General features: G+C 73.2%; 21 protein-coding genes. 13 read left to right on the forward strand and 8 right to left on the reverse strand.

Annotated features, from left to right (window positions below; all coding sequences use genetic code 11):
• Positions 1 to 28: 28 nt before the first annotated feature.
• The 7 genes from ABEB12_RS27810 to ABEB12_RS27840 all read left to right on the forward strand — a co-directional run bounded on the left by ABEB12_RS27810 (position 29) and on the right by ABEB12_RS27840 (position 7,561).
• Positions 29 to 460, forward strand: coding sequence for a MarR family winged helix-turn-helix transcriptional regulator (locus ABEB12_RS27810; RefSeq protein WP_345703194.1), 432 nt, complete (start codon positions 29 to 31; stop codon positions 458 to 460).
• 120 nt (positions 461 to 580) lie between these two features.
• Complete coding sequence (locus ABEB12_RS27815; protein ID WP_221498731.1) at positions 581 to 2,035, forward strand: fumarylacetoacetate hydrolase family protein; 1,455 nt, start codon at positions 581 to 583, stop codon at positions 2,033 to 2,035.
• Entirely contained in the window at positions 2,032 to 2,694 is a 663-nt protein-coding gene (locus ABEB12_RS27820) for a GntR family transcriptional regulator (RefSeq protein WP_185064931.1), read from the forward strand. The genes ABEB12_RS27815 and ABEB12_RS27820 overlap by 4 nt, the downstream gene beginning before the upstream one ends.
• Positions 2,691 to 3,626 carry a 4-hydroxy-tetrahydrodipicolinate synthase gene (gene dapA, locus ABEB12_RS27825; protein WP_185064930.1) on the forward strand — a complete coding sequence of 312 codons (936 nt, stop codon included), beginning with the start codon at positions 2,691 to 2,693 and terminating at the stop codon, positions 3,624 to 3,626. Before ABEB12_RS27820 ends, dapA begins: the two co-directional genes overlap by 4 nt.
• Positions 3,623 to 5,134, forward strand: coding sequence for a 5-carboxymethyl-2-hydroxymuconate semialdehyde dehydrogenase (gene hpaE / locus ABEB12_RS27830; protein WP_185064929.1), 1,512 nt, complete (start codon positions 3,623 to 3,625; stop codon positions 5,132 to 5,134). The genes dapA and hpaE overlap by 4 nt, the downstream gene beginning before the upstream one ends.
• Before the next feature lie 23 nt (positions 5,135 to 5,157).
• The gene (gene hpaD / locus ABEB12_RS27835) at positions 5,158 to 6,222 is read left to right on the forward strand and encodes a 3,4-dihydroxyphenylacetate 2,3-dioxygenase (RefSeq protein ID WP_185064928.1); all 1,065 of its coding nucleotides are present in this window, start codon (positions 5,158 to 5,160) and stop codon (positions 6,220 to 6,222) included.
• A 10-nt stretch (positions 6,223 to 6,232) separates the two neighbouring features.
• Positions 6,233 to 7,561: an MFS transporter gene (locus ABEB12_RS27840; protein ID WP_185064927.1), complete on the forward strand. Its 1,329-nt coding sequence runs from the start codon at positions 6,233 to 6,235 to the stop codon at positions 7,559 to 7,561.
• Positions 7,562 to 7,887: 326 nt separating this feature from the next.
• Here ABEB12_RS27840 and ABEB12_RS27845 read toward each other — a convergent pair whose 3' ends face one another.
• The 3 genes from ABEB12_RS27845 to ABEB12_RS27855 are packed head-to-tail and all read right to left on the reverse strand — an operon-like array spanning position 7,888 to position 10,291.
• A complete protein-coding gene (locus tag ABEB12_RS27845) occupies positions 7,888 to 8,910 on the reverse strand; it encodes an alcohol dehydrogenase catalytic domain-containing protein (RefSeq protein ID WP_185064926.1) in 1,023 nt (340 codons plus the stop codon).
• 51 nt (positions 8,911 to 8,961) lie between these two features.
• A complete protein-coding gene (locus tag ABEB12_RS27850) occupies positions 8,962 to 9,543 on the reverse strand; it encodes a TetR family transcriptional regulator (protein ID WP_185064925.1) in 582 nt (193 codons plus the stop codon).
• A 13-nt stretch (positions 9,544 to 9,556) separates the two neighbouring features.
• On the reverse strand, positions 9,557 to 10,291 hold the full coding sequence (locus ABEB12_RS27855; protein WP_185064924.1) for an SDR family oxidoreductase: 735 nt from the start codon (positions 10,289 to 10,291) through the stop codon (positions 9,557 to 9,559).
• A 118-nt stretch (positions 10,292 to 10,409) separates the two neighbouring features.
• Between ABEB12_RS27855 and ABEB12_RS27860 the strand changes: the two genes are divergently transcribed.
• Both ABEB12_RS27860 and ABEB12_RS27865 read left to right on the forward strand, forming a co-directional pair.
• Positions 10,410 to 11,729, forward strand: coding sequence for an MFS transporter (locus ABEB12_RS27860; RefSeq protein WP_345703195.1), 1,320 nt, complete (start codon positions 10,410 to 10,412; stop codon positions 11,727 to 11,729).
• On the forward strand, positions 11,726 to 13,345 hold the full coding sequence (locus ABEB12_RS27865; protein WP_185064922.1) for an AMP-binding protein: 1,620 nt from the start codon (positions 11,726 to 11,728) through the stop codon (positions 13,343 to 13,345). The genes ABEB12_RS27860 and ABEB12_RS27865 overlap by 4 nt, the downstream gene beginning before the upstream one ends.
• A gap of 5 nt (positions 13,346 to 13,350) precedes the next feature.
• On the opposite strand, the gene ABEB12_RS27870 is transcribed toward ABEB12_RS27865, so the two are convergent.
• The gene (locus tag ABEB12_RS27870) at positions 13,351 to 14,148 is read right to left on the reverse strand and encodes a DNA-formamidopyrimidine glycosylase family protein (RefSeq protein WP_185064921.1); all 798 of its coding nucleotides are present in this window, start codon (positions 14,146 to 14,148) and stop codon (positions 13,351 to 13,353) included.
• A 150-nt stretch (positions 14,149 to 14,298) separates the two neighbouring features.
• On the opposite strand from ABEB12_RS27870, the gene ABEB12_RS27875 reads away from it, so the two are divergent.
• The 3 genes from ABEB12_RS27875 (at position 14,299) to ABEB12_RS27885 (ending at position 16,652) form a co-directional block, all read left to right on the forward strand.
• Complete coding sequence (locus tag ABEB12_RS27875; protein ID WP_185064920.1) at positions 14,299 to 15,051, forward strand: SRPBCC domain-containing protein; 753 nt, start codon at positions 14,299 to 14,301, stop codon at positions 15,049 to 15,051.
• Positions 15,052 to 15,402 carry a YciI family protein gene (locus ABEB12_RS27880; RefSeq protein ID WP_185064919.1) on the forward strand — a complete coding sequence of 117 codons (351 nt, stop codon included), beginning with the start codon at positions 15,052 to 15,054 and terminating at the stop codon, positions 15,400 to 15,402. It begins immediately after the preceding gene.
• A gap of 65 nt (positions 15,403 to 15,467) precedes the next feature.
• Positions 15,468 to 16,652 carry a DUF6596 domain-containing protein gene (locus tag ABEB12_RS27885; protein ID WP_185064918.1) on the forward strand — a complete coding sequence of 395 codons (1,185 nt, stop codon included), beginning with the start codon at positions 15,468 to 15,470 and terminating at the stop codon, positions 16,650 to 16,652.
• A gap of 115 nt (positions 16,653 to 16,767) precedes the next feature.
• Here the strand turns inward: ABEB12_RS27885 and ABEB12_RS27890 are convergent, their stop codons facing one another.
• Both ABEB12_RS27890 and ABEB12_RS27895 read right to left on the reverse strand, forming a co-directional pair.
• The gene (locus ABEB12_RS27890) at positions 16,768 to 17,430 is read right to left on the reverse strand and encodes a LysR substrate-binding domain-containing protein (protein ID WP_345703196.1); all 663 of its coding nucleotides are present in this window, start codon (positions 17,428 to 17,430) and stop codon (positions 16,768 to 16,770) included.
• 104 nt (positions 17,431 to 17,534) lie between these two features.
• Positions 17,535 to 17,705 carry a helix-turn-helix domain-containing protein gene (locus ABEB12_RS27895; RefSeq protein ID WP_345703197.1) on the reverse strand — a complete coding sequence of 57 codons (171 nt, stop codon included), beginning with the start codon at positions 17,703 to 17,705 and terminating at the stop codon, positions 17,535 to 17,537.
• Positions 17,706 to 17,831: 126 nt separating this feature from the next.
• On the opposite strand from ABEB12_RS27895, the gene ABEB12_RS27900 reads away from it, so the two are divergent.
• Complete coding sequence (locus tag ABEB12_RS27900; protein WP_185064917.1) at positions 17,832 to 18,353, forward strand: DapH/DapD/GlmU-related protein; 522 nt, start codon at positions 17,832 to 17,834, stop codon at positions 18,351 to 18,353.
• Between the two features lie 35 nt (positions 18,354 to 18,388).
• On the opposite strand, the gene ABEB12_RS27905 is transcribed toward ABEB12_RS27900, so the two are convergent.
• Positions 18,389 to 19,753 carry a trypsin-like peptidase domain-containing protein gene (locus ABEB12_RS27905; RefSeq protein ID WP_185064916.1) on the reverse strand — a complete coding sequence of 455 codons (1,365 nt, stop codon included), beginning with the start codon at positions 19,751 to 19,753 and terminating at the stop codon, positions 18,389 to 18,391.
• Between the two features lie 81 nt (positions 19,754 to 19,834).
• A complete protein-coding gene (locus tag ABEB12_RS27910) occupies positions 19,835 to 20,773 on the reverse strand; it encodes a phosphotransferase (protein WP_185064915.1) in 939 nt (312 codons plus the stop codon).
• Positions 20,774 to 20,843: the final 70 nt, after the last annotated feature.

Below are 20,843 nucleotides of genomic sequence, written 5' to 3' on the forward strand. Positions count from 1 at the left end.
TGGCTAACGTTCGTGCTAGGGTGACCGCGTGCGACCGGCCGGGACCCCGATCGGCATTGCGCTGGCCCAGGCCGCGAAGGCGACCAGCGCGGCGTTCGACGACGCGATGAGCCGGGCCGGCGGGTCGATGCCGATCTGGCTGATCCTGTTGGCGTTGAAGACGCACCAGGGCGCCAACCAGCGCGAGCTCGCCTCGGCGGTGGGCATTCAGGGCGCCACGCTGACCCACCATCTGAACGGCATGGAGTCCGCCGGCCTGGTCACCCGGCGGCGGGACCCGGCGAACCGGCGGGTGCACATCGTCGAGCTGACCGGGGCCGGCCAGGACCTGTTCAAACGGCTGGCCGGCGTCGCGCGTGAGTTCGACCGGAGGCTGCGGGCCGGCATCGGCGAGGACCAGCTCAACGGGTTCACCGAGACGCTCGGCCGACTCGAGCGCAACCTCACCGCCGGCGGGTAGCCGGGCGCACTACGAGGGCAGCCGGGCGCACGCAACGCGCCTCTGGCCGTGGCGACCCAGATCGTATATGATTTCGTCGCTGATATCAGATCAGATCTGACCGGAGGCGAGGTACGCCAGTTGGGCGTCACGGAGGCGGGGACAACGGACGCGGTGACCCGGACGCTGGGCGAACGCCCCGGCAAGGTCATCGCGGTGCACCTCAACTACCGCTCCCGGGCGGCGCAGCGCGGCCGCACCCCCACCGAGGCGTCCTACTTCCTGAAACCTTCCTCCTCGCTCGCCGGCGACGGCGCGGTGACCCGCCCGGAGGGAACCGAGCTGCTCGCCTTCGAGGGCGAGATCGCCCTGGTCATCGGCCAGCCGGCCCGACACGTGCGCCCGGACGAGGGTTGGGCGCACGTGGGCTGGGTGACGGCGGCCAACGACCTGGGGCTGCACGACCTGCGCGCCGCCGACCGGGGCTCCAACGTGCGCAGCAAGGGCGGCGACGGGTTCACCCCGCTCGGGCTGGCCCTGCTGCCGGCCGCCGGCCTCGATCCGCGCGGGCTGCGCCTGCGCACCTGGCTGGACGGGGCACCGGTGCAGGACGACACCAGCGAGAACCTGTTGTTCGACTTCGGCCACCTGGTCGCCGACCTGTCCCGGATGATCACCCTCGAGCGGGGTGACGTCATCCTGACCGGCACGCCGGCCGGTGCCTCGGTGGCCCGGCCCGGCCAGGTCATCGAGGTCGAGGTCACCGACCGGACCGGGCAACGGAGCACCGGGCGGCTGCGCACCGAGGTCGTCGAAGGCCCCGAGCTGTCGCCGTGGGGATCCCCAGCCCGGGTGGACGATGCGGCGCGCGCCGACGCCTGGGGCACCGAGCCGGCGTCCCGACCTGGGCTGGGCGACGAGCTGCGCGAGCGGCTGGCCAACGTCGCGGTGGCCACGCTGTCCGTCCAGCTGCGCAAGCGCGGCTTCGAGGACTCCAGCATCGACGGGGTGCGCCCGCTGACCCCGGGGCGGAAGCTGGTCGGCGTCGCCCGCACGCTGCGCTTCCTGCCGTTCCGCCCGGACCTGTTCGCCGAGCACGGCGGCGGGTACAACGCGCAGAAACGCGCGGTGGACGGCATCGGCGCCGGCGAGGTGCTGGTCATGGAGGCCCGCCGGGACCCGACCGCCGGAACCCTGGGCGACATCCTGGCGCTGCGCGCGCAGGTGCGCGGGGCGGCCGGGGTGGTCACCGACGGAGCCGTGCGCGACGCCGCCGCGGTCGCCGCCCTGGAGCTTCCGGTGTACGGCGCCGGCCGGCATCCGGCCGTGCTGGGCCGCCGGCACGTGCCGTGGGAGACCGACGTGACCATCGCCTGCGGCGGCGCGACCGTCGCGGTGGGGGACGTGCTGGTCGGCGATGACGACGGCGTAGTGGTGATCCCCCGCGCACTGGTCACCGAGGTACTGGAAGACGCGGAACGCCAGGAAACCGAAGAACGTTGGATCACCGCCCGGGTCGCCGAGGGCGCGGCCCTGCCGGACCTGTACCCGCTGGCCGGGCAATGGCGAGCACGCTACGACGAGGGAGCCGGATGACCAGCACCGAGGCATCGTCCAAGGTCGAGCGGGCCTACCACCTGATCCGCCGGCGCATCCTGGACGGCTCGTACACCCCGGGCTACCGGCTGGTGCTCAGCACGCTGGCCAAGGAGCTGGGCGTCTCCACCGTGCCGGTGCGCGAGGCGGTGCGGCGGCTGGAGGCGGAGTCGCTGGTCGAGGTGGTGCGCAACGTGGGCGCCGCCGTGCGCGGCCTGGACCCGGCCGAGTACCGGTGGACGGCCGAGACGCTGGCCATCGTCGAGTCGGCGGCCACCGGCCTGGCCGCCGAACACCTGGACGCCGCCGCACTGGGCGAGGCGCACCGGCTGAACGCGGCGATGCGCGAAGGCCTGGCCGACCTGGACCCGATGCGGCACAGCCGGCTGAACCAGCAGTTCCACCACGTACTGATCGCCACCTGCCCCAACCCGCACCTGCTCGAGCTGGTGCACCGGGAGTGGGCGCGGATGGCCACGCTGCGCGCCACGGTCTTCTCGTTCGTCCCGGACCGGGCCCGGGAGTCGGTGGACGAGCACGACACGCTGCTCGCCCTGATCGAGCGGCACGCCCCGCCGGCGGACATCGAGGCCATGGTGCGCCGGCACCGGGAACACACCGTGCGCGCCGTGCTGAACTCCCAGGAAGGACGAGGATGAGATTCCGCTCCGACCCCGCGCGGATCAGGGGTTCGATCGCCCCGCTGGTCACGCCGTTCACCGCGACCGGGGCGGTTGACCACGACGGGCTGCGCGCCATGGTGCACTGGCAGCTGGACGCCGGCTCGCACGGCATCTCCATCGGCGGGTCCACCGGCGAGCCGTCCGCGCAGTCGGTCGCCGAGCGCGCCGAGGCGATCCGCACGGTGGCCGCCGAGGTGGGCGACCGGGTTCCGCTGCTCCCCGGCACCGGCTCGGCCAAGCTGGACGAGACGCTGGAGCTCACCGCCGCCGCCCGGGACGCCGGGGCGGACGCCGCCCTGGTCATCACCCCGTACTACGCCCGGCCCACCCAGGAGGCGCTCTACACCTGGTACGCCACCGTGGCCGCCGAGTTCCCGGACCTGCCCATCGTGGCCTACAACGTGCCGACACGGACCGCCGTGGACATCGCCCCGGAGACGGTGGGCCGGCTGTTCCGGGACCACGACAACTTCGTCGGGGTGAAGGAGACGACCAAGGACTTCGAGCACTTCTCCCGGGTGCTGCACGCGGCCGGGCCGGAGCTGCTGGTGTGGTCCGGGATCGAGCTGCTGTGCCTGCCCGTCCTGTCGCTCGGGGGCGCCGGATTCGTCTCCGCGCTGGCCAACATCGCGCCGGCGGCGGTCGCCGAGATGTACCAGGCGGCCCGGGCCGGGGACCTGGAGCGGGCCCGGGCGATCCACTACGGCGTGCACCCGCTGGTGGACCTGCTGTTCGTGGAGACCAACCCGGCCCCGGCGAAGTGGTTGCTGGCCGAGCGGGGCCTGATCGCGGGCGACCATGTGCGGCCCCCGCTGGTCCCGCTCAGCGAGGACGGCCGGCGGAAGGTGCGCGCGCTGGCCGCCGCCGGCGAGCGCTACCTGACCCCTGTCCCGGAGGTGACCCGATGACCACGCAACCGGCCGTCGCCGCGCCGCACGTGCCGGCCGGCCTGCCCGACCACCTGCCGCACTTCGTCGACGGCGAGCGCCGGAACTCGGCCGACGGCGACACGTTCGAGGTGGCCGACCCGGTGTCCAACCGGCCCTACGCCACCGCCTCGGCCGGCCGGGCACGGGACGTCGACCTGGCCGTCGCCGCCGCCCGGCGGGCGTTCGCCGAGGGGCCGTGGCCGCTGATGACCGGCCGGGCGCGGGCCCGGGTGCTGTACCGGATCGCCGACCTGATCGAGGACCGGGAGGCCCGGCTGGCCGAGTGGGAGTGCTTCGACACCGGCCTGCCGATCACCCAGGCGCTCGGCCAGGCGCGGCGGGCGGCGGAGAACTTCCGCTTCTTCGCCGACCTGGTCACCACGCAGACCGACGAGGCCTACCAGGTGCCCGGCCAGCAGCTCAACTACGTCAACCGCAAGCCGGCCGGGGTGGCCGGGCTGATCACGCCGTGGAACACCCCGTTCATGCTGGAGTCCTGGAAGCTGGCGCCGGCGCTGGCCGCCGGATGCACCGTGGTGCTCAAGCCGGCCGAGTTCACCCCGCTCTCGGCCAGCCTGTGGGCGGACATCTTCGCCGAGGCCGGGTTGCCCCGAGGGGTGTTCAACCTGGTCAACGGCATCGGCGAGGAGGCCGGTGCGGCGCTGGTGTCCCACCCGGGCAGCAAGCTGATCTCGTTCACCGGGGAGTCGGCCACCGGGCAGACGATCTTCCGCGCGGCGGCGCCGCACCTCAAGGCGCTCTCCATGGAACTGGGCGGCAAGTCCCCGGTGGTCGTCTTCGACGACGCCGACCTGGACGCCGCGCTGGACTCGGCGCTGTTCGGGGTGTTCTCGCTGAACGGCGAGCGGTGCACCGCCGGCTCCCGGATCCTGGTGCAGCGGGGCAGCTACGACGATTTCGTCGCCCGGCTCGCCGCCCGGGCGGAGCGGATCGTGGTGGGCGACCCGCACGACCCGAAGACCGAGGTCGGCGCGCTGGTGCACCCCGAGCACTACCAGCGGGTGCTGCGCTACGTGGAGATCGGCCGGCGGGAGGCCACCCTGGTCGCCGGCGGCGGCCGGCCGGAGCACCTGCCGGAGGGCAACTACCTGGCCCCCACGGTGTTCGCCGACGTGCCGCCGACCGCGCGGATCTTCCAGGAGGAGATCTTCGGGCCGGTGGTGGCGCTGACCCCGTTCGACGACGAGGCCGAGGCGATCGCGCTGGCCAACGACGTGCGCTACGGGCTGGCCGGCTACGTGTGGACCTCCGACCTGGCCCGGGGCCACCGGGTGGCGCACGCCGTCGAGGCCGGAATGGTCTGGCTGAACTCGCACAACGTACGCGACCTGCGCACCCCGTTCGGCGGGGTCAAGGCCTCCGGGCTGGGCCACGAGGGCGGTCGCCGGTCCATCGACTTCTACACCGAGGAGCAGGCGGTGCACGTGGCGCTGCACCCGGTGCACACCACCCGGTTCGGCTCCTGAACCGCTCTCGACGAGGAGACCCGATGTCCGCCGCTCCACCGAACATCCTGCGCTGCGCCTACGCCGAGCTGGTGGTGACCGACCTGGCCGCCGCGCGCTGGTTCTACCGCGACCTGCTCGGCCTGGTGGTCACCGAGGAGACCGGGGATGCGATCTACCTGCGCGCCTTCGAGGAGTACCTGCACCACTCGCTGGTGCTGCGGCTCGGCCCGGTGCCGGCCTGCGCCAAGCTGGCGTACCGGGTCACCGCGCCGGAGGAGCTGGACCGCGCCGAGCGGTACTTCGGGGAGCTGGGCGTGCGGGTGCTGCGGGTGCCGGCCGGCGCCACCCTGGGCATCGGCGAGGCGGTGCGGATCGAGGACCCGCTCGGGTTCCCGGTGGAGTTCTTCCACCACGCCACCCACGTGGAGCGGTTCACCCAGCGCTACGACCGGCACGGCGCCGCCGCGATCAGCCGGCTGGACCACTTCAACGTGGTGGTCCCGGACGTGCCGGCCGGTCAGCGGTACTACCAGGACCTGGGCTTCCGCCTGTCGGAGAACATCGTGGACGCCGACGGCACGGTCTACGCCGCCTGGATGTTCCGCAAACCCACCGTGCACGACATCGCGCTCACCGGCGGGGACGGCCCCCGGCTGCACCACATCGCGTTCGCCAGCCAGGAACGCGGGCAGATCCTGCACCTGTGCGACCACCTGGGCGCGGTGCGCCGGTCCGACCAGATCGAACGCGGACCCGGCCGGCACGGCGTCTCCAACGCGTTCTACCTGTACCTGCGCGACCCGGACGGGCACCGCGTGGAGATCTACACGCACGACTACTACACCGGTGACCCGGACAACCCGGTGATCAGCTGGGACGTGCACGACAACCAGCGCCGGGACTGGTGGGGCAACCCGGTGGTGCCGTCCTGGTACGCCGAGGCGTCGCCGGTGCTGAACCTGGACGGGCAGTTGCGCCCGATCAACACCCGCACCGAGCCGCGCGAGGCCGACGTGACCATCGGCGCGGACGGCTTCAGCTACACCCGGCCGGCCGAGGCCGACGGCGCGGCCGCGCGGGGTTTCAAGGTCGGCAACCAGGTCTGAGGAGGTCGTCATGCCCTTGTCCGGCGGAGGAATCGACCGGGAGCACCGCCGCGTGGTGCTCGCCGCCATGGTCGGCACCACCATCGAGTGGTACGACTTCTTCATCTACGCGATCTGCGCGGGCCTGGTGTTCGCCGGCCAGTACTTCGCCGCGCTGGGCCCGAACGCGCTGATCCTGTCCTTCGCCACGGTCGGCATCAGCTTCGTGTTCCGGCCGGTCGGCGCGGTGCTCGCCGGACAGCTGGGCGACCGGTTCGGCCGGCGCGCGATGCTGATCGCCACCCTGCTGCTGATGGGCGTGTCCACCGTGCTCATGGGCCTGGTGCCGGCCGCGTCGAGCATCGGGGTGGCCGCGCCGGTCATCCTGGTGCTGCTGCGCATCCTGCAGGGCCTCTCCGCCGGCGGTGAGTGGGGCGGCGCGGCGCTGCTCGCGGTGGAGCACGCCCCACCCGAGCGGCGCGGCCTGTACGGCGCCTTCCCACAGATCGGCGTGCCGATCGGGCTGTTGCTGGCCAACGGGGTACTCGCCCTGGTCAGCGCGCTGACCACGCCCGGGCAGTTCCTCGCCTGGGGTTGGCGCATCCCGTTCCTGCTCAGCGTGGTGCTGATCGTGGTCGGCCTGCTCATCCGGTCCCGGGTGGCGGAGAGCCCGGTGTTCGAGGAGGTACGCCGGGCCGGCTCGGCACCCGTCCCCCTGGGCGCGTTGTTCCGCGAGCGGGGCCGGCTGGTGCTGCTGGGCGCGCTGCTGTTCGCGGCGAACAGCGCGGTCGGCTACATGACCACCGGCGGCTACGTGCAGTCCTACGCGGTGAAGTCGCTGCACCTCGATCCGGCGGCGGTGCTCGCCTCGGTGATGGCCTCGGCGGCGGTGTGGCTGGTCAGCACGCTGGCCGGCGGCTGGCTGGCCGACCGGTGGGGGCGCGTCCGGGTGTACCAGGCCGGTTTCGTGCTCCAGCTGATCTGGATGGTGCCGTTCTTCGCGCTGGTCGACCTGGCCACGATTCCCGCGCTGGTGCTGGCGCTGATGCTTTACGCGGTGGGCCTCGGGTTCACCTACGGCCCGCAGTCGGCGCTGTACGCCGAGATGTTCCCCACCCGGGTGCGCTACCGGGGCGCGGCGATCGCCTACGCGCTCGGCTCGGTGCTCGGCGGCGCGTTTGCGCCGACCATCGCCGAGGCGCTGCGCACCACCACCGGCACCGTCTACTCGATCGGCGGCTACCTGGCCGGAATGACGGTGATCGGCCTGTTGGCCAGCGTGTTCATCCCGGACCGGCCCGGTATCCCGCTGAACCCCCCGGCCACGCCGGCGCGTCCAGAGGCAAAGCCGTTCAGTTGAGGTTTCGAGCCCGTCGTCCTCGGCCCGCCGGATCGGCGGTTGGCAACGCCGCGTGACGAAGACCGCCACCCACCAGCCGCTCGCCGTGGGCACGCGCGAGAACGCGCTGGGCGGGACCCGACCCGCGGCAGATGGGCATGCCGCTGGTACGGCGCTCGCGCTCGCTGGTCGCCTTCCGCTCCGGCCGGTGGAGATCGTTGTTCCTGGCGGTTTGGCGTCGATTTTCGACGCTGAACCGCCACGGATGGCGATCAACCTGGGACGAGGACCGCGAACGTCGGCCGGTCCAGCTCGAAGGGCCGGGCCGAAGCCCCACGTCCGCCCGGCTAGATGGGGTCGCGGACCAGGGCCAGGCGACCGGTGTGCCCGGCCCAGGCATCGACCGCGTCGGACCAGGGGGCGGTGGCGCGCACCATCGGCGCCAGGTCCAGGCGCCCGCCGGTGACCAGGTCCAGGACCTTCGGCATGGCCGGGCGGGCGTGCGCCCGGCCGGTCACCAGGGTGATGCCCTTGACGTACATGTTGAACAGCGGCAACGGGGTCTCGTTGTCGAAGATGATGCCGGTGTCCACGCACACCCCGCTGGAGGTGGTCGAGGCGATCGCGGCGCGCAGCGCGTCGGGCGTGCCGGCGGTGTGCACCACCAGGGGGTGCGCCCGGTACCGCTCCTTCGGCGGCTCGTGGAACACGCTCGCGCCGACCAGTTCGGCGATGCGGCAGCGGTCCGGATCGGGGTCCACGTAGCTCACCTCGGCGCCCAGCGCGGCCGCGATCGCCGTGGCGTACAGCCCGATGGAGCCCCGGCCGAACACCAGCACCCGGGGTTCGGTCGCCGCGCCGAGGTAGGGGCCGACGGTGCGCCAGCCGTCCACCAGGTTGTCCGAGAGCCCGGCCAGGGCGGCCGGGTCCAACCCGGCCGGCAGCGGCACGCACATGGCGTCGGCGTACGGCACCCCGACCAGGTCGGCGACCGCGCCGGCCCAGCGCAGCCCGTCGCTCAGCGGCCCCATGCCGTAGGCCGAGCCGGCGGGCACCGAGCGGCAGTCGGCGGTCAGGCCGGCCCGGCAACGGGCACACTGCCCGCAGCTGATCTGGAACGGCACGCTGACCCGGTCGCCCGCCGCCACCGAGGTCACCGACTCCCCGACCGCGACCACCTCCGCGACGAACTCGTGGCCGACCGGGAACGGCCCCGGCGCGGGCACCTCGCCGCGCACGATCGGTCCGTCCAGGTCACAGGTGGCCACCGCGAGCGGCCGCACGATCGCCGCGTCCGGGCCGTTCGGCTCCGGCTCGGGGACGTCCCGCCACTCGAGCTCACCAGGTTTCAGGTACCAGAGCGCACGCATCCCGGGCTCCCTTGTTCGGCCTCAGGGAACCGTACTAGATAGATCGCTCTATTAGCCAGCCCGAACGCCGCGCATCAGCGCGTCCAGGAAGTCGTCGGCGACCTGTTCCGGGGTGAGCTCGCCGCCCGGGTCGAACCACAGGTACGTGTAGTTGAGCATGCCGAGGATGCCCTTGACCAACAGCCGGGGCGTCGGGCGCAGCACCCCCGCCTGCACCCCCCGGTCCAGCGCCTGGCGCCAATAGCCCTCGTAGCGTTCCCGGGCGGTGATCACCTTGTCCCGCCGCTCGCCGGTGAGCGCGCCGTAGTCGCGGAAGAACACCGCCCACTGCGCGCGGTGGTCGGCGATGTTGCGCAGCAGCCCCCGGGCCAGCGTGCGGAGCAGCTCCTCGGGTTCCAGGCCGGCCGACATCGCCCGCTCGGCGAAGGTGTTCATGCGGTCGACCTGTTCCTTGCTGATCGCGTAGAGCAGCGCTTCCTTGCTCTCGATGTAGTGGTAGAGCGCGCCCCGGCCGAGCCCGGCGGCCTTGCCGAGCTCGGCGATGCCGGTGCCGTGGTAGCCGTTGCGGGCGAACAGCTCGGCCGCGACGGCGATGACCCGCTCCCGGTTCATCTCGTAGGTGCTCGTCGCCATGGTGCCGCTCAGACTAGAGGGACCAGCCACCGTCGATGCTCAGCACCGATCCGGTGCAGAACGTGGCGTCCTCGGAGAGGAACACCGCCGCGCGGGCGATCTCCTCGACCGTGCCGAACCGGCCCAGCAGGGTGGCGTCGGCGATGGCGCGGCGGGACCGCTCGGGGACCAAGGCGGTCATGTCGGTGTCCACGAACCCCGGCGCCAGGACGTTCACCCGGATGCCGTCGGCCGCGACCTCCTTCGCCAGCGAGCGGGCGAACCCGATCATCGCGGCCTTGGCGCTGGCGTAAGCGGTGTCACCGGCGTGACCGATCAGCCCGACGATCGAGGACACCAGCACGATGCCCGGCCGGTCGCCCTTGGCCAGTGCCGGCAGTGCGGCCCGCGCCAACGCCGCGGTACCCCGGACGTTCAGCTCGACCACCCGCCACCAGTCCGCCGGGTCGAGGGTGGCCAGCCGCCCGCCGTCCCACACGCCGGCGTTCAGCACCAGGCCGTCCAGCCCGCCCCACGCATCGAGCATCGTGTCTACCGCGCGTTCCGCGCTCGCCTCGTCGGCCAGGTCGTAGGGCACCGGCAGCACCGCCTCCGGCTCGGCCGGCCCCACCGCCCGGGCGACCGCATCGGGGTCTCGCCGGTAACCACAGCCGACCCGGCATCCCCGGGCGAGCAGCTCGCGGGCTATCGCGGCCCCGATCCCGCGCGAGGCCCCGGTCACCAGTACCACTCGGGGTAGCTTCGTCATGCCGGCACTGTACCGAACGATCCAGTGCTGCAGTTGAAGTGCAGCTATGTCTTGTACCGATCGTTCCAACCGTGTTACGTTCCCGGCCGTTGCGCTCACCGAGGACGCGGAGGTTGCCGTGACGACCGAGGACGAGCGGAGGGCGGCCGCACATCCCGCCCGCGTGGCCCTGGCCAGCTTCATCGGGACGGCCATCGAGTGGTACGACTTCTTCCTGTTCGGCGCCGCCGCCACGCTGATCTTCAACCGGCAGTTCTTCCCCACGCTGAGCCCGGTCGCGGGCACCCTCGCCGCACTGGCCACCTTCGGCGTGGCGTTCGTCGCCCGCCCGGTCGGCGGGCTGGTCTTCGGCCACTTCGGCGACCGGATCGGCCGCAAGCGGATGCTGGTGCTGTCCCTGGTCCTGATGGGCGGCGCAACCACGGCGATCGGCCTGCTGCCGACGTACGCGCAGGTCGGAGTCGCGGCGCCCATGTTGCTGGTGCTGGCCCGGATGGTGCAGGGGTTCGCGGTCGGCGGCGAGTGGGGCGGCGCGGTGCTGATGGCGGTCGAGCACGCGCCACCGGGCCGCCGGGCGTTCTTCGGCGGTTTCCCGCAGGCCGGAGTGCCGGCCGGGCTGGTGCTGTCCTCGGCGGCGTTCCTGGCGGTGCAGCAACTGCCGGCCGACCAGCTCGCGGAGTGGGGCTGGCGGCTGCCGTTCCTGGCCAGCCTGGTGCTGGTGCTGCTCGGGCTCTACGTCCGGCTGCGCATCGTGGAGTCGCCCGACTTCCAGCGGGTCCGCGACACTTGTACGGTGTCCCGGTTCCCGCTGCGTGACGTGCTCACCGGCTCACCCCGGGCGCTGCTGGTCGGCATCGCCACCCAGGCCGCCTCGAACGTGCCGTTCTACCTGGTGTCGGTGTTCGTGCTGTCCTACGGGCCCGCCGAGGTGGGCGTCTCCCGCGACGTGATCCTGCTGTGCCTGCTGGTCGCCTGCGTGCTGGACCTGGCCACCGTGCCGATCGCCGCCGCCCTCGCCGACCGGATCGGCCGCCGCGCGATGCTGACCGCCGGCGCCGGCTACATGGCCTCGGTCGCGTTCCCGTTCTTCTGGTTGTTCGACACGGGGAACCCGTGGGCGATCCTGCTGGCGATGCTGCTGGTCATCACGGTCGGGCACGCGGTCACCTACGCGGCGATCGCCGGATTCCTCGCGGAGATCTTCCCGGCCCGGCTGCGCTACACCGGCGCCTCGGCCGCCTACCAGGTCGGCGGCATGGTCACCAGCGGCCCGGCCCCGTTCCTCGCGGTCGCGCTGGTCGGGATGGGGGGTGGATCGTGGCCGATCGCGCTGTACATCGTGCTGGCCTGCGCGGTGACCTTCCTGGCGCTGCGGGCCGCGCCGCCGGCCCAGGTCGATTCCTCCGCGGCGGCCCGGCGGGCAGGGGTTCTCCGATGAGTGCGGAGACCGAGCGGGTCTGGGACCAGGTCGAGGCCGGTCTCAGCACCGACCCGGCCGTCGGGCTGAACACGGCCCGGGAGGCCTGCGGCCGGTACGCCGGCGAACCGGGCCGGCTCGCGCTGGTGGTCCGGCACGCCGACGGCCGCGCCGAGCGGTGGACCTACGCCGAGCTGGACCGCGCCTGCGCCCGGGCGGCGCGGGTGTTCTCCGCCGCCGGGTTGCGCCAGGGCGACCGGGTGGCCGGCCTGCTGTCCCGGCAGGTGGAGAGCTGGATCGTCGTGCTCGCCGCGTGGCGGAGCGGGCTGGTCTACGTGCCGCTGTTCTGTGGCTTCGGCTCCGACGCCCTCGCCTACCGCCTCGCCGCGTCGCGCGCCGCGCTGGTCGTGGTCGACCACCGTTGGCGGGCCGGCCTCGAACCCGCGCTGGAAAGCTTGGACGGCGACCCACACATCCTCACGGTCACCGACGCGGCGGGGCGGGGCCGGCGGCCCGGCGACCGCGACTTCCACGCCGAGCTGGAGCGCGCCGCCCCGGACGGCCCGGCGGCCCCCACGGCCGGGGCGGACCCGGCCACGCTGCTGTTCACCAGCGGCACCACCGGCGAGCCGAAGTCCTGCGTCATGCCGCACTCGGCGCTGCTCGCGCTGATGCCGTTCGTCCGCCACTCGCTCGGGGTCGGGCCGGCGGACCTGCTGTTCACCGCCGCCGACCCCGGTTGGGCCTACGGCCTCTACTCGACCGGCGCCGCGCCGATGGCGCTGGGCGTCCCCCGGGTGCTCTACAGCGGCGACTTCGACGCCGACGCCTGGTGGCGGGTGATCCGGGAGGAACGCGTGACCTGCATCGCCGCCGCCCCCAGCGCCTACCGGCGGCTGCTCACCCCGCTGGAACGCGCCGGTGCCGCACCGCCGGCCCTGCGGACCTCGGCCGCGGCCGGCGAGCCCCTCGACGCCGACACCGCGCGCCGCTGGGCCGCCGGGCGGGCACCGGCGATCCGGGACGGGTACGGGCTCTCCGAGGTCGGCATGGTGCTGTGCGACCTGGTCGACGGGTCACCGCCCCGGCCGGGCACGCTCGGCGGGCCACTGCCCGGGTTCGAGGCCCGGCTGCTCGACCCGGGCGGGGAGCCGGTCGAGGCCGGCGCGAGCGGGCTCATCGCCGTGCGCCGACCGCGCTACCAGCTCAGCACCGGCTACGAGAACCGCCCCGAGACGTGGGCGGCCCGCTGGCGCGGGGACGAGTTCGTCACCGAGGACCGGGCGGTGATCCACCCGGACGGGCGCTGGCGGTTCCTCGGCCGCGACGACGACATGATCGTGACCTCCGGGTACAACGTCAGCCCGGTGGAGGTCGAGCGGGTCCTCGGCGACCACCCGGCGGTGGTCGAGGCGGCCGCCGTGGCCGCCCCCGGCCGGCGGGGCGGGACGGTGGTACGCGCGGTGCTCGTCCGCGCCGACGACGCGCCGCCCCAGCCGGAGCTGGAGGACCAGCTGCGCGCGGAGGTGACCCGGCGGGTCGGGGCGCACGCCAGCCCCCGGATCTTCGACTACGTGGACGCGCTGCCCCGCAACGAGGTCGGCAAGCTGCAGCGGGCACGGCTGCGGACCGGCTGAACCGTTCAGGCGGGTTGGTGGCGGGGGCACCAGAAGGTGGTCCGGCCGCCGACCTTGGTCCGCCGCAGCTCGGCTCCGTCCCGAGGGCAGTGGCCACCCGGCCGGCGGTGGGGCACCAGCGGAAGGGTGTGCACACCGCCGCCCCGCATCGCCTCGCCGACGGCCTCGCGCACCGCCCGGTGCAGCCGTCCGCGTTCCCGCCCGGTGAGCTCGTCGACCGGGCGGGCCGGGTTGATCCCGGCCCGGTACAGGATCTCGTCGGCCAGCAGGTTGCCCACGCCGGCCAGTGCCTGCTGGTCCAGCAGGCGCGCCTTGACCGGCCCCCGCCCGCGCAGCGCCGCCGCGAACCGGTCCGCGCCGATGGTCGCGGCGTCCGGGCCGAGGCCGTCCAGCGGCGGGTCCAGCCGCACCCGCCCGAGCCGGCGCGGGTCGACCAGCCGGAGCGTGCCGCCCCCGGCGAAGCCGAGCGAGAAGCGCGACCAGCGGTAGTCGCCGGGCTTCCGGCCGCCCTCCCAGTAGTCGCCGCCGTCGATCTCGGTCCCGTCCGGGTCGGCGATCACGATCTTGCCGGACATCCCCAGGTGGATGCCGAGAACCGGGCCGCTCGTGGTGTCGCACCACATCGTCTTGCCCCGCCGGTGCGCCGCGGTCAGGGTGCCGCCGACCAGCGCCGAGGCGATCTGCCCTTCGGTGTGCGGGCGGCACACCCAGCCGTCGGAGTCGTCGACCGCGACGATCCGCCGCCCCAGCGCGGCCCGCTCGATGACCAAGCGGGCCGACTCCACTTCGGGAAGCTCGGGCACCTCGCCTCCTTATGGTCTGTGATGCCAGTCACAAATGTCCCGCCCGCGGCCAGATTTCCCCGTCCACGATGTCGATTCCGACCTAAGCAGTTTGTCGATCTGGTGTGAGGGCCGGGTGTACGGCCATGGCACGAGATGAGGAGAGCGACGATGGCGGAACCGTTCGAGGTGCGATGGGAGGGTGTGCTGCCCGGAACCCCGGAACAGGTCTGGGACGCGATCACCGTGCATGCCGAGGGGTGGGTGTGGAAGGTGGAGTACGAGCCACGGGTCGGCGGGGCCGAGCGGGGCCTGACCCCACAGGGCGGCAGCGTCACCGTGTGGGAGCCGCCCAAGCGTTTCGTCACCCGCGCCGAGGGCAGCGAACCCGGCGAGACGTCGGAGGGGTTCAACCAGCTGTCGTTCGTGCTGGTGCCGCATCCCGAAGGGACGCACGTGCACTACGTCCACAACAGCGTCTTGACCGAGAACTATGACGTCGAGCTGGACGCCTGCCGCCGGCACACCGAGTTCTACCACCACTCCCTGGCCGAGTACGTCCGCTACTTCGGCGGGCGCGAGGCCGCCTACGTGAGCGTGGACGGCCCCGAGTCGTCGGCCAAGGGCGGGATGTCGGCGGTGCGCGCGGCGCTCGGCCTGTCCGGGGATGTCGCCGCCGGCCAACGGGTCCGGTTGACCCCGGCCGGCCTGGACCCGATCGACGGCGTCGTGGACTACTCGACCGACGCGTTCCTGGGCGTACGTACCGCCGACGCGCTCTACCGCGTGTACGGGCGGGACGCCTGGGGCTACCCGGTCGGCGTGGCGCACCACCTGTTCGCCGACGGTGTCGACCAGGCGATGCAGCAGGAGGCCTGGCAGCGTTGGTTGACCGGAGTGTTCGAGGAGAAGGTGGCCGGATAGATGCCTCAGTACGTGGTGCTGATCTACGAGCGGATGACCCCCAACTGGCCCGATGACGTCCCGCCGGAGGTGATGGCCGCCAACGAGACGGTCGACGCCGAGATGGTCGAACGCGGCGGCCGGATCCTGGCCGGGATCGCGCTGCAGCCGCCGGACACCGCGACGGCGGTTCGCGGCGACCTGGTCACCGACGGCCCGTTCATCGAGACCAAGGAGGCGTTGGCCGGGGTGACCGTGATCGAGGCCCGCGACCTCGACCATGCCCTCGAGCTGGCCAAGCTCACCCCGGTCGCCAACGGCGGGGTCGAGGTCCGCCCGCTGCTCGGAATCCAACTCGGGGACACGAGCTGAACGGAGCGGACCCGGGCGAGATCGAGAGGGCGGTCGCCGACGCGCACCGTCGCGAGTGGGCCTACGTGCTCGCCGCGACGGTGCGCGTGACTCGCGACCTGGATGCGGCCGAGGAGGCCGTGCAGGACGCCTACGAGCAGGCCCTGCGGATATGGCGGCAGGACGGAGTACCCGACTGGCCGGGCGCCTGGCTGACCACCGTGGCCCGGCGCACCTCACTCAACGTCATGCGCCGCCAGCGGACGCTCGAGCGCAAGCTGCCGCTGTTGATGGAGCCCGAGACCCGCGAGCCCGCCGAACACGACGCCGGCGCGATCCCCGACGACCGGCTCCGGCTGATCTTCACCTGTTGCCACCCGGCGCTGGCCGAGCACGCCCGGATCGCGCTCACCCTGCGGCTGGTGTGCGGGGTCGCGGTTCCGGACATCGCCCGCGCCTTCCTGGTCAGTGACACCACCATGGCCGCCCGGCTGACCCGGGCCAAGAAGAAGATCGCCACCGCCGGCATCCCCTACGTGGTGCCGGCCGCCGCCGACCTGCCGGCCCGGGTGGACGCCGTGCGCACCGTGATCCACCTGCTCTACACCGCCGGCCACACCGCGCAGTTCGGTGACGAGCTGGTCCGCGACGACTTCACCGACCGCGCCCTCGACCTGGCCCGCATGCTCATGCGCCTGGTGCCGGACGACCCGGAGAACGCCGGGATCCTGGCGTTGATGCTGGCCCATCACGCCCGCCGGGGCACCCGTACCGACGACCAGGGGCAACTGGTCCGCCTCGAGCAGCAGGACCGCTCCGCCTGGGACCGTGACCTGATCGGGGAGGCCGACCGGCTGGTCGTCACCGCGCTGCGGGCCGGGCCGCCGGGCCGGTTCGCCCTGCAGGCGGCGATCGCGGCCCTGCACGCGCAGGCACCGAGCTACGCCGCGACCGACTGGCCTCAGATCCGCGCCCTCTACGACGAGCTGCTGCGGATCTGGGACACGCCGGTCGTGGCGCTCAACCGTGCGGTCGCGGTGTCCATGGTCGACGGGCCGGCGGCCGGGCTGGCGGAGATCGAGGCGCTGGAGCGCGACGGCCGGCTCACCGGCTACCCCTACCTGCCGGCGGCCAAGGCCGACCTGCTCCGCCGCCTCGGCCGGCACGCCGAGGCCATCGAGGCCTACCACGCCGCCCTGGGAATCACCGAGAACGCCGCCGAACAGCGGTTCCTCGCCTCCCGCATCCGCTCGGCCCTGGACCGCGACTAAGGCCGGGCGGCCGTGGTGCCCTGTTGACCATGGAATCAGGTAGCCGCGAAGAGGGTGATCGCCGTTCGTGGCGATTGAGCGTCGAAAATCGACGCTGAAGCACCAGAGCCGGTGATCATGCCCGAGCCCAGCTCGGTGCCCAGGTGCGCTCCCCAGCCCTGCTCGCGCGGACGGCGCGCAGATGGTCGAGAAAGGCCGCGAGGCCCGGATGGGCGTTGTCGTCGCGCCAGATGACCGAGTGGGGGTAGACCGGCGTGGGATCGACGATCGGGATGCGGCGCAGGTCGTAGGACTCCGGCCACAGGTAGCGCGTGCCCTCACCGACCAGGGTGGCCACGTCGGCGGACTCGGCGATCTCCTCCAGGAGTACCTCGGTCCCGAACGCCGGCCCTACGGTGTCGATGCTGAGCCCGAACTCCTCGGCCAGCTCGTCGTAGTACGCGCCCCATTCCGTGTCGGCCCTCATTCCCGGCATCCAGATCCGCCGCCGCCGGAGGTCTCCGGGCGTCAGGCTGGCGGCGTCGGCCAGCGGGTGGCGGGGGCCGACCAGAAGCTGGTGGCGGTCGTCGATGGCCCGGGCAGCCCTGATCGGCGAGGTGATCTGACGCCGGGGTTCCATGACGGCGCGGACGGTCGCGTCGATGGTTCCGGCGGCGACCGCCGCCACGGCGGCGTCGGCGTGGGCGTCGGGGAGGGTGATCACGTCGAGGTCGATGCCGGGGTGCAGTTGGTGGAAGGCGTGCAGCGACGTCGCCGGAGCGGTGCGGCGGTTGAGCACATCGATGCGCAGGGCCCGCCGGCCCGGCCGGACCGAGGCGGCCGCGCGCTCCGCGACCCGCAGGAGCTCCCGGGCGTGCGGCAGGAACGCCTGCCCGTCGACGCTCAGCCGCGCGCCCGGGGCGACCGGGCGAACAGCGGCGCGCCGAGCGCCCGCTCCAGGGTGGCGACCCGTTTCGAGACGGCCTGCTGCGTTATCCCGAGCTCGTCGGCGGCCGCCTGGAACTGCCCGTTGTCGGCGACCGCCACGAAGGTCCGGACGACTTCGAGCTCCACTCCGCCACCCTAGATGTACAACCATCGGTTGTGACGTCATGGCACAAGCGTTGTTTGACCAGGCTTGTCAGCCGGTGATTGCATCGGCGTTCCCAAGGAACGGTTGTACACCTCGAGGGAGAAGCCATGCGTCAGCCCGTACCGCGCGGGTTCCGGGAACGGGTCGAGCGCGCGATCCGCCTGACCGAACGGCTCAACGCGCTGCCCTACGGTGATCAGGAGGCGATCCGGACCACCTGGGCCGAGCTGACGGGCCGCCCCGTCGACGAGGGCTTCCACCTGATCCCGCCGGTGTACTCGGACCACGGCGTCAACATCCGGCTCGGCCACAACGTCTTCGTCAACCAGGGGTGCCGGCTCAACGACGTCGGCGGCATCGAGATCGAGGACGACGTGATGATCGGCCCGTCGGTCAGCCTGATCACGTCCGGCCACCCCGTCGACCCGTCGCCGCGTCGCTCGGGGATCACCGCCGCACCGATCCGGATCGGCCGGAACGCCTGGATTGGGGCCTCGGCGATGATCATGCAAGGAGTGACGGTGGGAGCGGACTCGGTCATCGCGGCCGGCGCGGTCGTCACCCGCGATGTGCCGCCGGCCACGCTGGCCGCCGGCGTACCGGCCCGGGTCGTTCGCCACCTCGGCTAGCGACCCGGCGCGGACGCTCGTGTCGGGGCACTAGGTCATCGGCCGGCGGCCGTCGATCGTTGGGCCAGCGGGACGCGGACCGACCGGCCGTCGCCCAGCTGCAGGGTGACGACGTCGCGCGGCGCCAGGTTCCTGGTCAGCGCGACCAGCTCGTCGCCGGACGCCACGGGACGCCCGTTGACCTTGGCGACGATGTCGCCGGCCTTGAGCCCGGCGGCACTCGCGGGGCCGCCGGAGGTCACGGCGACGACCCGCGCCCCGGACGGTTCGTTCAGCGCCGCGAGCCGGCCACCGGTGGCTACCTGCGCACCCAGGACCGTCTGAGCGGCCCTGGTGGCGTCGAGGAGCCGCTCGGCGACCCGTACGGCCTGGTTGATCGGGATCGCGAAGCCGGGCTGGGGCCGCCCACCCGGCGCCGAGGGGCCGGGGACGGTCTCGATCCCGATGACCTGGCGGTGGGAGTCGAGCAGTGGCCCGCCGGAGTCGGCGGGGTTGATCGTGGCGTCGATCTGGATCGCGTTGCGGTTGACCGCGCTGACCACGCCGCTGGTCACCGTGCCGCCCGCCTCGAGCGGTGACCCGATCGCCGTGACCGGCTGCCCGACCCGAACCGCGTCGGAGTTGGCGGGCTCGATCGGGGTGAGCCCGGTGAGGTTGTCCGCCGCCACCACGGCGACGTCGGATGCGGGGTCACGGCCGACGACGTGACCGGGCCGGGAGGCGCCGTTCGGAAGCAGCACGGTGATCTGGCCGGCGTGGGCGATCACGTGGTCGTTGGTCAGCACCAAACCGTCGGGGCTGAGCACGACGCCGGATCCGGAACCCGCCTGGTTCCCCGGGTGGACCCGCAACCGCACCACGCTGGACAGCACCCTGTCACCGGCACCCCTCGACGGCTCGCCCGGCGAAACGCGGGAAGGTACCGGCACCGGCGCGGCCACCGGTGACGCGGGCCGGCCGGTGTCGGCCCCGATCCGGTAGCCCACCAACCCGCCGGCGGCGGCACCGACCAGCAGCGCGGCCGACCCGACAGCCACGCCCGCCCACCCCCGGTGGCGGCGGGCCACGCCCGGCGTCGGGGCGAGGACTCCGCCGTCGGCCGCCGCCGCAACGGGCTGGCGGGCCGGGGGGTGTGTTCGCCGGGCGGCGGCCGCTTCGGCCACATCCGGGTCGGTGAAGTAGGCCTCCTCGACGCCGAAGTGGTGAGCAAGAATGATCAACTGGTCCGCGAGGGCATCGTCCAGCTCGACCGCGCCGGCCGGCTGGGCCAGGAACGACCTGATCGAGCGCTCGATCTGCGCATCCCGCCGCCCGGCCTCGGCCGGATCCGCTGTGCCCAGCAGCTGGCGAGTGGCCTCAGCGAGTCCCCACTCGCGCCTGTCCAGAACTCGGCTGTCCATGGGGCTGGATCCTGCCATTGCAAGGCCCCATTACCGCACGCATCGTTACTGAGAGTTCACAGAGAGCGACGAAGACGGCGGTTACCCGGAGCGTCGGCGTCCTCGAATCCCCGACTCGCCGTACCCGAATCCCCGACTCGCCAGTGCCCGTTCGAGGGTGGCGTAGCCGGCCGGCTCCCAGGTCGGCTTGCCGCCGGGCCGACCGAGCCGGCCGTTCTGGCCGATCCCGATCAGGGCCAGGGCGCGCAGGACGGCCCAGCCGCGGGCCCGGGTGATGGTGGCCTCGTCGGCCCGCTCGTAGGCGTCGAAGAACCGGCCCGCCGCGCCGGCCGGCAACAGGATCCAGGCGGCCGAGAGATCGAACGCGGGATCGCCCGAGCACAGGTCGCCGAAGTCGATCACCCCGGCGAGCATCCCGTCCCTGACCACCACGTTCGCCGGATGGAGGTCAGCGTGCAACCACAGGGGCGGACCCGGCCAGGCGGGCGCCGCGACGGCCCTCTCCCACAGTTCCCGCGCGGCGTCGGCGTGCGGGTGGTCGGCAATGAGCTCGAACCAGCCGTCGACCGGCCCCAGTCCGCTCAGGGGCATTCCGCGCGGAGGGTTGGCCGGGGCGTCGGCCGGTGCCCGGTGATGCAGCGCCGTCAGGAACCCCGCGAGGATCTCGGCCGCCTCGATGCGGGTGATCGGCGCGCGATCGGCCGGCTCCCCCTCGACCCAGCGCGCAATCGTCCAGATGTGCTCGAACCGGCTCGAAGGCCGGCCGACGCGCACCGGGGCGGGCGTCGGCAGCGGCAGGCGCCCGGCCAGCCGCGGCAGCCAGGTCTGCTCGATGTGCAGCAGGGCCGGCGCTCGCTCGGTGCGGGGCAGGCGCACGGCCAGCTCCTCGCCGAGGCGCCACTGCTGGTTGTCCCAGCCGCCGCTGACGTCACGCAGCTCCAGGTGCGCGAGGTCCGGATGCTGTTCCCGCAGCAGACCGCGCACCAGATGCTGCTCGAACCTCAACTCGGCCACTGCCATCCGCACATCTTGACCGACCGGGTGGGACCCCTCGAGGGCACGGGCGTTTTCCGCCGGTGCCCTCGAGCCC

Origin of the sequence: Actinospineispora eucalypti, from assembly GCF_039543365.1 — a bacterium.
Lineage (GTDB): Bacteria > Actinomycetota > Actinomycetes > Mycobacteriales > Pseudonocardiaceae > Pseudonocardia > Pseudonocardia eucalypti.